The organism is Curtobacterium sp. MCBD17_034 (genome assembly GCF_003234515.1).
Lineage (GTDB): Bacteria > Actinomycetota > Actinomycetes > Actinomycetales > Microbacteriaceae > Curtobacterium.
In genome coordinates, this window is the sequence record NZ_QKTN01000002.1 from 106,842 (window position 1) to 119,782 (window position 12,941).

Below are 12,941 nucleotides of genomic sequence, written 5' to 3' on the forward strand. Positions count from 1 at the left end.
GGGCCTACTCGAGGTAGTCGCGCAGGGACTGCGACCGCGACGGGTGGCGCAGCTTCGCCATCGTCTTCGACTCGATCTGGCGGATGCGCTCGCGGGTGACGCCGAACGTGTCGCCGATCTGGTCGAGGGTCTTCGGCATGCCGTCGCCGAGCCCGAAGCGCATGCGGATGACGCCCGCCTCGCGCTCGGACAGCGAGTCGAGCAGGCTCTCGAGCTGCTTCTGCAGCATCGTGAAGCCCACTGCGTCCGCCGGGACGACGGCCTCGGTGTCCTCGATGAGGTCACCGAACTCGCTGTCGCCGTCCTCGCCGAGCGGGGTGTGCAGCGAGATCGGCTCGCGGCCGTACTTCTGGACCTCGACGACCTTCTCCGGCGTCATGTCGAGTTCACGCGCGAGCTCCTCGGGCGTGGGCTCACGTCCGAGGTCCTGCAACATCTGCCGCTGGACGCGGGCGAGCTTGTTGATGACCTCGACCATGTGGACCGGGATGCGGATGGTCCGCGCCTGGTCCGCCATGGCGCGGGTGATCGCCTGCCGGATCCACCAGGTCGCGTAGGTCGAGAACTTGAAGCCCTTCGTGTAGTCGAACTTCTCGACGGCACGGATGAGGCCGAGGTTGCCCTCTTGGATGAGGTCGAGGAACTGCATGCCGCGACCCGTGTACCGCTTGGCGAGGCTCACCACGAGGCGGAGGTTCGCACCGAGCAGGTGGGACTTCGCGCGCTGACCGTCGCGGGCGACCCACTTGAGCTCACGCTCCTCTTGCTTGGACAGCCCCGTCGCGTGCTGGAGCTTGTCCTCGGCGAACAGGCCGGCCTCGATCCGCATCGCGAGCTCGACCTCCTCGGCCGCGTTCAGGAGCGGGACCTTGCCGATCTGCTTCAGGTAGTCCTTGACCGGGTCCGCCGTGGCGCCCGTGATCGTGGTCGAGTAGACCGGGACCTCGTCGTCGTCGGCCTGCGAGATGACGAGCGCGCCCGCAGGAGGGGCCGCCTCGGGCGCGGGGGTCGCCGTGTCCTCGGACTCGGTCTCCTCACCGTCCTCGGTGTCGCTGTCCTCGGAGTCGGCCGCGACCTCGGTGTCGTCGGCCTCGACGTCGACGGCGTCCTCCGGCGCGTCCTCGACGGTGTCCGGCTCGTCGTCGGCGGGGGCGGCCGCCTTGCCGCGCGCGGTCTTGGCGGTCGTCTTCTTCGGCGCGGCCTTCTTGGCGGGGGCGCGCTTCTTCGGCGCGGCCGGTGCCGCGTTCTCGTCGGTCGCGGTCTCCACCGTCTCGGCGTCGGCCGTGGCCTTCGTCGCATCGATCGTCGTGCTCCGGGCAGCCATGCGATCACCTCTCTCGTCGTGTCACGTCCTGGGTCGTGACGGCCCCTCGCTGTCCTGCCCCCGCCGTCGGCGGACCGACGTCAGGACCCTGCGTTCCGGGCAGCATGAGGACCCATGTCAAGTCCTCGTGCCCCGATCACCACGAGCCGGAGCTCGCCGCCGATCGGCGTACCAGGACCCGAACGGGTCCGTACGCCATTATTGCACGTCCCGCCGCCGCCCGACGCGTGTCGTCCGCTCGAGGTCGATCGAACGCACGATGCGTGGTCGGGTGGGATGCGATGTCAGGGTCTGGTCGGCCCGTCCGTCGTACGGCCGGGCCGCATACGCCGCACCAGTGCAACCCAGAGGGGGCCGACGCGTATTCCGTCCTCGGCGTGGATCCGTGCTCGCGTGCGGTGCCGCGCGACGAGGAGCATCACCACGCCGAACCCCACCACGACGTACTGCACGAGCAGGGCGACCCGGAAGGACGACCACGCGAAGACCGCCGCGCCCGTGTGGTCGTGGACCGCGTCGAGCACGACGCCGATGCAGTACATCATGACGAAGGCGGCCAGGAACCCGCCGACGTTGACGACGCCGTTCGCCGAACCGAGCGACCCGACGGGGTTGAAGGTCCGCGCGAAGTCGAAGCCGATGAGGGACCCGGGGCCACCCACGCCGAGGACCACCACGAGCACGACGACGAGCCACGTCGGCGGAGCGCCGGGCCAGAGCAACACGGCCGTCCACGCGGCGAAGATGACGCCCACGATCGTCAGCACCAGGTTCGACCGCCGGAACGGGAAGCGTGCGCAGAGCACCCCGAGGACCGGGCCGACCACGAACCCGACGAGCACGATCACCGTGAGGAACGCCGCCGCCACGGTCGCGGAGTACCCGAGCCCGCGCTCGAGCATCGGCACGCCCCACAACAGGCTGAACACGGTCCCCGACGACTGCGTGACGTAGTGCGACCAGAAGCCGAGCTGGGTCCCGGGACGCCGGAGCGCCTGCCCGAACGTCGAGAACGCGCCGCGCCGCGAGCCGGGCAACGGGATGGCGTCCGTCCGCACCGCGATCGGACCGTTGCGGACGAACGCGGCGACCAGCACGAACCCGGCGAGGCTCACCGCGGCCGCGACGCCGTACGCGGCGCTCCACCCGGAGGCGTGGAGCAGGACCGCGAACGGGAACGCCGAAGCGATCTGCCCGAGCTGCCCCAGGTTGCCGGTCCACTGCGAGATCTGCGGGAGGATCGGCCCGGTGAACCACATCGGCAACAGCCGGATCACCGAGATGAACGTCATGGCGTCGCCAGCGCCGACGAGCACCCGACCGCCGATCGCGGGACCGATCGTCGGTGACATCGCGACCACCGCCTGACCGACCGCGAGCAACGCCGCGCCGGCGGCGACGAGCCGACGTGGTCCGACCCGGTCGAGCAGGATCCCGACCGGGATCTGGAGGCCCGCGTACACCGCGATCTGCACGACCGCCAGCGTCGAGAGCACGGCCGCGGACACGGCGAACCGCTCCTGCGCCTGGACGCCCGACACACCGAGCGACGACCGCTGCAGCACGGCCAGCACGTAGGCGAGCACGGCGACGGACCAGACGGTCCACGAGCGGCGGGAGTTCATCCTCGCCAGCGTATCCAGCGGCCGCCCTCCGGACCGTGCGGCTCCGACTGCCGACGTCCTGCGGCTCAGTCGAGCGTGGCGTCGCCCGCGACCCCGTCGGGGCCGTCCGGGCGGCGGTCCGCCAGGAAGCGCTCGAGCTCGGCCGCGATCGCGTCCGCCGTCGGGACCTCACCGTCGGCACCGGTGAGCGGCGACGACACCGGGTTGCCCTCGACGTACGTGTCGTGCCGCTCCTCGAGTGCCTGCACGAGGTGCTCGAGCTCGCCGTTGCCCGCGACCTGCTCGTCGACGCGGTTGTGGAAGTCGCGCCCGAGTTCGCGGAGGCGGTCCGTCGGGAAGATCAGGCCGGTCGCCGCCGCGATGCCGGAGAGCGCGGCGACGGCGGCGTCGGGGTACTCGGTGTCGGACAGGTAGTGCGGGACGAGCAGCACGAGACCGGTGACCTGGCGGTCGAGTTCGCTCATGCGGTGCTCGACGAGGTGCAGCACGTTCGCCGGTGCCTGGGTCTGCGGCTTCCAGATGCTCATCGACTCGACGAGGTCCGCGCGTGTCCCGCTCACCGTGATCCCGATCGGACGGGTGTGCGGGACGGGCATGGGGATGGACTGGATCCACGTCGTGTCGGTGACGGCCAGGTCCTCGGCGAGGTCGACCACCGCGCGGACGAACCGGTTCCACTGGAAGTCCGGCTCGTACCCGGAGAGGAAGAGGAACGGGCGACCGAGTTCGTCGTGCACGAGGTGCAGCGTCAGACGGGACGGCGTGACCTCGGCGATGTGGTCGCGGTCGAACGTGATCACCGGGCGGCGCGCCCGGTAGTCGAGCAGGATGTCCGGATCGAACTCCGCGACGAGCACCGCCCCCGGACCGGCGAGCAGCGTCTCGGTCACCTGACCGACCGCCGTGCCGGCGTCGGCGAACCCCGTCAGGCCCGCGACCAGATGCAGACCGGGCGGGACGTCCGCCGCTGCCGCGGTCAGCGTGTACAGGTCTTCGGGGTTCATCCCGACCATGCTAGGCGGGGCCGTCGGACACCCCCGACCGCCGCTGCACGCCCAGAGCGAACAGCTCCGACGGTCCGGCACGAGCGCGTCAGTAGGGTTGGCGGTATGGTCCGCCCCACGCTCGACACCACCTCCGACCGCCCCGACAGCGTCGACGCCGACGTCCTCGTGCTCGGGGTCCGCCCGGGCTCCGACGGCTCGCCCGCCGTCGTCGCCCCCACCGCCGACGGCACCGTCGTCGACCTCGGGATCGACCTCGCGGCGCTCGGCGTCCGCGGCACGAAGGACCAGCTGGTCCGGCTGCCGGCGCCCGGCCTCGCCGCGCGCAGCGTGGCGCTCATCGGCCTGGGGAGCCGGGTCGACGCGGCGTCGATCCGTGCGGCTGCGGGCAGCGCCGTCCGACAGCTGCACGACGTCGTCTCGATCGCGCTGGGCCTCCCGACCGATCACGAGGACCTGGTGGAGGCAGCGCTCGAGGGCGCTGCCCTCGGGACCTACACGTTCACCCGGCACCGCGGCACCGGCACCACCGGACCGGTCCGCGGCGACCAGCGGATCACGGTGCTCGCGGCCGCCCCGGCCGAGGCCACGGTCCGACCGGCGATCGTCGCCGACGCGGTGGCGCTGGTCCGTGACCTCGTCAACACCGCTGCTGCCGACATGGCGCCCGAGGACGTCGCCGAGGCCGCCCTGGACGCAGCGCGCGGTCTCCCCCTCGACGTCGAGGTGCTCGACGTCGCCGCGCTCGAGGAGCAGGGCTACGGCGGGATCCTCGGGGTCGGCCGCGGCTCCGTCCGGCCGCCCCGGCTCGTGGTCGTGCGGTACGCGCCCGACGGAGCGTCGAAGCACCTCGCGCTCGTGGGCAAGGGCATCACCTTCGACTCCGGGGGTCTCTCGCTGAAGCCCGCCGCGAGCATGAACGGCATGAAGGACGACATGACCGGCGCCGCCACCGTGCTCGCCGCCACGGTCGCCGCCGCCCGCCTGGGGCTCCACGTCCGCGTCACGGCGTGGCTGTGCCTGGCCGAGAACATGCCGTCGGGGTCCGCCACGCGCCCGGGCGACGTCCTGACGCTCAAGAACGGCAAGACCGTCGAGGTGACGAACACCGACGCCGAGGGGCGCCTCGTCCTCGGGGACGGCCTCGCCGCGGCGTCGCTCGAGGTCCCGGACGCGATCGTCGACGTCGCGACACTCACGGGTGCGCAGGTCGTCGCCCTCGGTGACCGCACGTCCGGGCTGATGGGATCGGACGACCTCGTCGACCGCGTCCGTGCGGTGGCCGAATCCGTCTCCGAGCTCGTCTGGCCGATGCCCCTGCCCGACGAGCTGGACGCTCGGCTCGCGAGCGAGGTCGCCGACATGGTGAACGCCACGCCGGGGCAACCCGCCGCCGGGATGCTGCTCGCGGGCCGGTTCCTCGAGCGGTTCGTCGGCACCCGCCCGGACGGCAGCACGATCCCGTGGGCCCACCTCGACATCGCCGGGCCCGCCGAGAACAAGGGTGGCGGGTACGGCTGGCTCGGCAAGGGTCCGACCGGCGTCATGGTCCGGACACTCGTCGCCCTCGCAGAACAGCTGCAGTCCGAGGAGTAGGGTCGTTCCGGCGGATGCGCTTGTCATCCGCCGACTGCTCACACACGGCACGGGACCCGAACCAGGGCACCGACCGCCGGGCGCCGCCGCGGCGCGGCGTTCCACGAGGGCCCGATCGGCCCTCTCGCACGAGGGAGTTGCACCAGGTGACGGAAGAGACTTACGACGTCGTGGTCCTCGGTGGCGGCAGCGGCGGGTACGCCGCGGCGCTCCGGGCCGCGGAGCTCGGGATGAGCGTCGCGCTCGTCGAGAAGGACAAGCTCGGCGGGACCTGCCTGCACCGCGGATGCATCCCGACCAAGGCACTGCTCCACGCGGCCGAGATCGCCGACGGCGCCCGTGACGCCGAGCGTTTCGGCGTCAGGGCCCAGCTGCACGGCATCGACGTCCCGAAGGTGATCGAGTACCGCGAGGGCGTCATCACCTCGAAGTACAAGGGCCTGCAGGGGCTGATCAAGGCGCGCGGCATCACCGTGGTCGAGGGCTCCGGTCGACTCACCTCCCCCACCACCGTGCAGGTCGGCGACCGCACCGTGACCGGCAAGAACGTCGTGCTCGCGACCGGTTCCTACTCGCGCAGCCTGCCCGGTCTCGAGATCGGCGGGCGGGTCATCACCTCCGAGACCGCCCTGCAGATGGACTACGTGCCGAACAAGGTGGCCATCCTCGGCGGCGGTGTCATCGGAGTCGAGTTCGCGAGCGTCTGGAAGTCCTTCGGCGCCGACGTCACCATCATCGAGGCGCTGCCGCACCTGGTCCCGAACGAGGACGAGGCGATGTCGAAGCAGCTCGAGCGGGCGTTCCGCAAGCGCGGCATCGGGTTCTCGCTCGGCGTCCGGTTCCAGGGCGTCGAGCAGCACGAGAACGGCGTCGTCGTGACGCTCGAGAACGGGTCCACCGTCGAGGCCGACCTGCTGCTCGTCGCCGTCGGCCGCGGTCCCGTCACGGCCGGGCTCGGCTACGAGGAAACCGGCATCCGGATGGACCGTGGGTACGTGCTCACGGACGACCGGCTCCGCACGAGCGTCCCCGGCGTCTTCGCCGTCGGCGACATCGTCCCCGGCCTGCAGCTCGCGCACCGCGGGTTCCAGCAGGGCATCTTCGTCGCCGAGGAGATCGCGGGGCTGAGCCCCGTCATCATCGAGGACAAGAACATCCCGAAGGTCACCTACTGCGACCCCGAGGTCGCCTCGGTCGGGCTGTCCCAGGCGAAGGCGGAGCAGGAGTACGGCGCCGACAAGATCGACGCGTACGACTACAACCTCGCCGGGAACGGGCGCAGCCACATCATCGGCACGTCCGGCTCCATCAAGGTCGTGCGCGTGGTCGACGGTCCGGTCGTCGGCGTGCACATGATCGGTGCGCGCGTCGGCGAACTCATCGGTGAGGCCCAGCTCGCGGTGAACTGGGAAGCCCACCCCGAGGACGTCGCCCCGCTGGTCCACGCACACCCGACCCAGAACGAGGCGCTCGGCGAGGCGTTCCTGCACCTCGCGGGCAAGCCCCTCCACGCACTGTGACGCTCCGCCGGACCCGGTCGAGCACCACCGCACCACCACACCACCACGCCTTCGAAGAGGAGTCCACCTGATGAGCGAATCCGTCAACCTCCCGGCGCTCGGGGAGAGCGTCACCGAGGGCACGGTGACCCGATGGCTGAAGAACGTGGGCGACCGCGTCGAGGTCGACGAGCCGCTGCTCGAGGTCTCGACCGACAAGGTCGACACGGAGATCCCGTCACCGGTCGCGGGTGTGGTCGAGGAGATCCTCGTCGGCGAGGACGAGACCGTCGAGGTGGGGACGCCGCTGGTCCGCATCGGTGACGGTTCCGACCAGGGCGCGTCCGACGACGCCCCCGCGCAGGATGCCGCGCCCGTCGAGTCGAACGAGCCGGTCGCGCCCGAGAACGAGCAGGCCGCCGACCAGGAGGCCCCGTTCGCCGCCCCGACGGACGAGCAGGACCACGAGGTTCCCGCGCCCGTCCCGGCACCGCCGGCGCCGCCCGCCGTCCAGCCGATGCCGGCCGCGCAGGCCGCTCCCGCCGCTCCGCCGGCCGCCGTGCCGGCGCCGCCCGCCGCCGTGCCCGCGCCGCCGGCGCCGGTCCCCGCTCCTCCGGCCGCCGTGCCGTCAGCCCCCGCGGCGGCGCCGCAGTCCCCGGCGACGTCGGCCACGGTCCCGAACCCGACCACGTCGGGCACCTCCGGATACGTCACCCCGCTCGTCCGCAAGCTCGCGAACGAGAAGGGCGTCGACCTCGCCACCGTGACCGGCTCCGGTGTCGGCGGGCGTGTCCGCAAGGAAGACGTCCTCGCGGCCGCCGAGGCCGCTGCCGCAGCGGCGGCCTCCACCGCGTCGACCACGGCTCCGGCTGGGAGCGGGACACCGTTCGTCGCCGAGGTGTCGCCGCTCCGCGGCACCCGCGAGAAGATGACGCGCCTGCGCAAGGTCGTCGCCGAGCGGGCCGTGCAGTCGATGCAGTCCACCGCCCAGCTCACGAGCGTGGTGGAGGTCGACGTGACGAACGTCGCCCGCTTCCGTGACGCGCACAAGGCCGAGTTCCAGCAGAAGACCGGCTCGAAGCTCAGCTTCATGCCGTTCTTCGCCCTGGCCGCCGCCGAAGCCCTCAAGGCCCACCCGAAGCTCAACGCCACGGTGGAGGGCGACGAGATCGTGTACCCGGAGACCGAGAACCTCTCGATCGCGGTGGACACCGAGCGCGGGCTGCTGACCCCGGTCATCCGGGACGCGGCGGAGCTGAGCCTCGCGGAACTGGCCGGCAGCATCGCGGACCTCGCCGCGCGGACGCGCAACAACCAGCTCAAGCCCGACGAGCTCTCCGGAGGCACGTTCACGCTCACGAACACCGGTTCGCGTGGTGCGCTGTTCGACACCCCGGTCGTGTTCCTGCCCCAGTCGGCGATCCTCGGCACGGGCATCGTCGTCAAGAAGCCGGCGGTGATCACCGTCGACGGTCAGGACGCGATCGCCATCCGATCGACCGTGTTCCTCGCGCTGTCGTACGACCACCGGATCATCGACGGTGCCGACGCCGCGCGGTACCTCGTCGCGGTGAAGAACCGGCTCGAGGCGGGCGACTTCACGGCGCACCTCGGGTACTGACGCGATCACGGCGGCCCCGGTCCTCGCACGAGGACCGGGGCCGCTGTCGTGCCCGCACCGGCCGACACCGGCATCGCGGTCGCCGCACGCGGCCCGCCCGTGAGCACGAGCCCGGTGACGAGCCCGACCACGCCCAAGAGGACGCCGATCGCCACCCGGAGCGGGAGCCGCCGACCCCCGGGTACCGGCAGACCGGCCGACAACGCGCCGACGATCGTGCCCACGCGGCTCGGGAGCGACGCGGACGCACCGTCGCCGTGGCCCGCGCCGGCACGCACCGCTCCCCCTGCGCCCGACCGCGTCGATCCCCCATGCACCGCAGCCAACGAGGCCCTGTCGGTGGCGACCGCGCCCGGGAACGTCGCGTCGTGAGGCCATCGGACCGGGCGAGGCACCGCCGCGGCGACCAGCGCCGCGGGCACGCGATCGGTCCAGCCGTCGACGTCGGCGCGCGCCTCGTCGAGCGCGCGCAACACGCGGTCGACTTCGGGCAGACGCGGGTCCGCCCGCTCCCACACGACGCGGCACGCCACGAGCAGGCCGTCCACACCGGCAGGCGCGCGGTGGCGACGTCCCGCCGCCGAGGAACGCATCATGGCACTCTCCGTGCCGGAACCGGGCAGGTGCGGCGGACCCCCGGATGCGCCGGGGGGCGGCTCGGCGACGACGACCGCCCCCGAGCGGTCCACGAGCACGTCCGACGGGCGTACCGGGCCGAACGGCAGGAGGACCGGCGTGCTGCCCGACACGGCGGCGCGCACGGCGAGGCGGACGAGCGGCAGCCCGAGCGTCACCGCGACACCGACCGTGAGTCCGCCGAGCACGTCGAGCGCGATCGGCAGCGGGAGACCCTCCACCTGACGGACGAACGCCATCGGGAGGCCGTCCGGACCGGCCGCCAACGCGGAGACGCGGACGAGGTGGCGGTCCTCGTCAACACCTCTCGCTGCCACCCATCCGAGGAAGCCAGCAGCCGCGTCCGCGTCGACGCACGGGATCCAGGAACCGGGCCACCCCTGGTCGTCCACCACGACCGCCTCGGCGACGTCCGTACCCCCGTCCGCTTCGGTACCGTGGCCCCGTCCACGGTCGACGCGCGGGGTAGGCCGGTCGGGTCTCCGGGTGATCCGGACCTGCGGTGGCGCGATCCGCCCGTTCCGTCGCCCGTCCCTTCCGCGCAACCATCCGTCCATGCCCGGTAGCATCGCGGTCCCCACGCCGCCACGGCCCGCCACGGAATCCACCAGGGGAACGATCCGGCGGCCAGGCACATGTGGACGACGGCTCCCGCGCCCTCCACACGGACCAGGACGGTTCGTTCGCCCACAGCGCCGACCTCGGGATCGCCGGTGTCCGGGCAGGCCGTATCCTGGAAGCATGGCACGCACCACGACCCCGGAGCCGACGGCGAAGGAGCCCGGACGTCTCAAGCAGATGTTCCAGGTCTTCCAGATGACGCGGCGCGCCGACCCGACGTCGCTCGGGTGGTTCATCCTCGCGTTCGGCGTTCCCGTGCTCGCGGGCGTCCTGCTGGCGTTCCTGCTGCCGAACCAGACCGTCTTCGCCCAGATCCTCTGGATCGTCGCGGGCGTGCTGCTCGGCGTCCTGTTGTTCCTCATCGTGCTCGGGCGTCTCGCCGAGCGGGCGGCGTACTCGCAGATCGACGGCCAGCCCGGCGCGGTCGGCGCCGTCCTGTCGAACTCCCTCCGCCGCAACTGGCGGTCGAGCGAGATGCCCGTCGCCGTGCATGCCCGGTCGCAGGCCGCGGTCTACCGCGCCGTCGGGACTCCCGGCGTGGTCCTCATCACCGAGGGACGGACGGCGACGCTCTCCCGCCTGGTCGAGGAGGAGCGACGCAAGGTGCACCGCATCGTGCCGAACGTCGCGCTCCACGTGATCGCCGTGGGCGACGGCGAGGACGCCGTCACGCTGCACCGGCTGCCACGGCGGATGAACCGTCTGAAGCGTTCGCTCAACCGCAACGAGGTCGTCGCCGTCGCGAACCGGCTCGACTCGCTGACCCAGAACCCCGCGTCCGCGATCCCGAAGGGCATGGACCCGACGCGCATGCGTGCCGGGCGACCTCGCTGAGCACCCCGGATCACGACGAAGGCCCCGCTCGACTGCGGGGCCTTCGTCGTCTGCGCCCTCCGCTCGCGGGGCGAGTCGTCGGCGCCCTCCGCTCCCGGGGCGAAACGTCGGCTCCCTCCGCTCGCGGGGGCGGAACTCGCGCGTCCGCCTCGTCCCCTGAGGGCGCGCTCGGCTAACGGCGGACGAGCACGGTGCCCGGGATCCGGTCGTGCAACCCACGCTGATCCCGGTCGAAGATGAACGCGGGGATCACGATGCACAGCAGGACCGTGCGGACCACCGGCCGAACCACGCCGATGTACCCGGGTCGAACAGGTACGACCCGCAGCCCCACGCACAGGTGACCGAAGCTGCCGCTGAGCACGGCGATGAAGACGATCTGCAGCACGGCGAAGATCCCGAGGACCCACCAGCCCTCGGCGACGTCGCGGCCCGACGGGTAGACGTGGAGCGCCACGGCGACCAGGTCCGCCAGGACACCGTCGATCGCGAGGGCAGCGATCCGACGACCGAGCCGAGCGACGCTCCGGGACCCTTCAGCCGGGAGCCCGAGGTCCTTCCCGGGCCAGGTGTCCGACGAGGCGGCGGGGGCTGAGTTGGTCGGACCGGGCATACCACCCAGGGTACTGGGCCGACCGCCACGTAACATGCCGGAAACAATGCAGTCACGTCGGGGAAATGCCGGGTCAATAGCCTCGACGGAGGTAGCCTCCTGGCCCCCGCCATCACCAACCATTGGAGAACGACTCACATGTTCAGTGATTCCTCCGAGGTGCTCGCGTTCATCAAGGACACGGATGTCAAGTTCCTCGACATCCGCTTCACGGATCTGCCCGGTGTCCAGCAGCACTTCAACATCCCCGCCTCCACGGTCGACGAGGACTTCTTCGCCGTCGGGCAGCTCTTCGACGGTTCGTCGATCCGCGGGTTCGCCTCGATCCACGAGTCGGACATGCAGCTCATCCCCGACGTGACGACGGCCTACATCGACCCGTTCCGGGCCGAGCGGACGCTGATCATGGTCTTCGACATCTACAACCCGCGGAACGGCGAGATCTACGCCCGTGACCCGCGTCAGGTCGCCAAGAAGGCGGAGAAGTACCTCGCGTCCACGGGCATCGCGGACACCGCGTTCTTCGCCCCCGAGGCCGAGTTCTACATCTTCGACGACGTCCGCTACGAGGTGAAGCAGAACAGCAGCTTCTACGAGGTGGACAGCGAAGAGGGCGCCTGGAACAGCGGTCGTCGCGAAGAGGGCGGGAACCTCGCGAACAAGACCGCGTACAAGGGCGGGTACTTCCCGGTGTCGCCGGTCGACAAGACCGCCGACCTGCGTGACGACATCTCGCTCAAGCTCATCGACTCGGGCCTCGTGCTCGAGCGCGCCCACCACGAGGTCGGCACGGGCGGGCAGCAGGAGATCAACTACCGCTTCGACACGATGGTGCACGCGGCCGACGACATCCTGAAGTTCAAGTACATCGTCAAGAACACCGCGGAGCAGTGGGGCAAGGTCGCGACCTTCATGCCGAAGCCGCTGTTCGGTGACAACGGCTCGGGCATGCACACACACCAGTCGCTGTGGAGCGACGGCTCGCCGCTGTTCTACGACGAGAACGGCTACGGGGGCCTGTCGGACATCGCCCGCTGGTACATCGGCGGCCTGCTCAAGCACGCCCCGGCGGTCCTGGCCTTCACGAACCCGACGATCAACTCGTACCACCGGCTCATCCCGGGCTTCGAGGCCCCCGTCAACCTCGTGTACTCGGCGGGCAACCGGTCGGCGTCCATCCGCATCCCGATCACGGGCACGAACCCGAAGGCGAAGCGCATCGAGTTCCGTGCACCGGATGCCTCGGGAAACCCCTACCTCGCGTTCGCCGCGCAGATGATGGCCGGGCTCGACGGCATCCAGAACCGCATCGAGCCGCACGAGCCGGTCGACAAGGACCTCTACGAGCTCCCGCCCGAGGAAGCCAAGGGCATCCCGCAGGTGCCGTCGTCGCTCCAGGAGGCCCTCGCCGCGCTCGAGGCCGACCACGAGTTCCTCACGAAGGGCAACGTCTTCACCGAGGACCTCATCCGCACCTGGATCGACTACAAGTACGAGAAGGAGATCCTCCCGTACGCGCAGCGCCCGCACCCGTTCGAGTACGAGATGTACTTCGGCGTCTGAGTCGC

The 12,941-nt window shown here is 71.3% G+C and carries 10 protein-coding genes; 5 read left to right on the top strand and 5 right to left on the bottom strand.

The window, feature by feature from the left end:
• Positions 1 to 4: 4 nt before the first annotated feature.
• From DEI92_RS04315 to DEI92_RS04325, 3 genes are all read right to left on the bottom strand, one after another.
• Entirely contained in the window at positions 5 to 1,324 is a 1,320-nt protein-coding gene (locus DEI92_RS04315; RefSeq protein WP_111008795.1) for an RNA polymerase sigma factor, read from the bottom strand.
• A gap of 284 nt (positions 1,325 to 1,608) precedes the next feature.
• Entirely contained in the window at positions 1,609 to 2,949 is a 1,341-nt protein-coding gene (locus DEI92_RS04320; RefSeq protein ID WP_111012504.1) for a nitrate/nitrite transporter, read from the bottom strand.
• Between the two features lie 65 nt (positions 2,950 to 3,014).
• Positions 3,015 to 3,953 (bottom strand): proteasome assembly chaperone family protein, encoded by a 939-nt coding sequence (locus DEI92_RS04325; RefSeq protein ID WP_375334614.1) that lies wholly within the window; start codon positions 3,951 to 3,953, stop codon positions 3,015 to 3,017.
• Between the two features lie 105 nt (positions 3,954 to 4,058).
• Between DEI92_RS04325 and DEI92_RS04330 the strand changes: the two genes are divergently transcribed.
• The 3 genes from DEI92_RS04330 (at position 4,059) to sucB (ending at position 8,669) form a co-directional block, all read left to right on the top strand.
• Complete coding sequence (locus DEI92_RS04330) at positions 4,059 to 5,549, top strand: leucyl aminopeptidase (protein WP_111012505.1); 1,491 nt, start codon at positions 4,059 to 4,061, stop codon at positions 5,547 to 5,549.
• A 146-nt stretch (positions 5,550 to 5,695) separates the two neighbouring features.
• Positions 5,696 to 7,069, top strand: coding sequence for a dihydrolipoyl dehydrogenase (lpdA, locus tag DEI92_RS04335; RefSeq protein ID WP_111012506.1), 1,374 nt, complete (start codon positions 5,696 to 5,698; stop codon positions 7,067 to 7,069).
• Positions 7,070 to 7,139: 70 nt separating this feature from the next.
• A complete protein-coding gene (sucB, locus tag DEI92_RS04340) occupies positions 7,140 to 8,669 on the top strand; it encodes a 2-oxoglutarate dehydrogenase, E2 component, dihydrolipoamide succinyltransferase (RefSeq protein WP_111012507.1) in 1,530 nt (509 codons plus the stop codon).
• A gap of 5 nt (positions 8,670 to 8,674) precedes the next feature.
• Here sucB and DEI92_RS04345 read toward each other — a convergent pair whose 3' ends face one another.
• Entirely contained in the window at positions 8,675 to 9,697 is a 1,023-nt protein-coding gene (locus DEI92_RS04345) for a hypothetical protein (RefSeq protein ID WP_146249097.1), read from the bottom strand.
• A gap of 349 nt (positions 9,698 to 10,046) precedes the next feature.
• On the opposite strand from DEI92_RS04345, the gene DEI92_RS04350 reads away from it, so the two are divergent.
• Positions 10,047 to 10,760 (top strand): DUF4191 domain-containing protein, encoded by a 714-nt coding sequence (locus DEI92_RS04350; protein WP_111008788.1) that lies wholly within the window; start codon positions 10,047 to 10,049, stop codon positions 10,758 to 10,760.
• Between the two features lie 172 nt (positions 10,761 to 10,932).
• Here DEI92_RS04350 and DEI92_RS04355 read toward each other — a convergent pair whose 3' ends face one another.
• Complete coding sequence (locus DEI92_RS04355) at positions 10,933 to 11,373, bottom strand: RDD family protein (protein WP_111012509.1); 441 nt, start codon at positions 11,371 to 11,373, stop codon at positions 10,933 to 10,935.
• Positions 11,374 to 11,511: 138 nt separating this feature from the next.
• Here DEI92_RS04355 and glnA point away from each other — a divergent pair, with 138 nt between their 5' ends.
• The gene (gene glnA, locus DEI92_RS04360) at positions 11,512 to 12,936 is read left to right on the top strand and encodes a type I glutamate--ammonia ligase (protein ID WP_111008786.1); all 1,425 of its coding nucleotides are present in this window, start codon (positions 11,512 to 11,514) and stop codon (positions 12,934 to 12,936) included.
• The last annotated feature ends 5 nt before the right edge of the window (positions 12,937 to 12,941 follow it).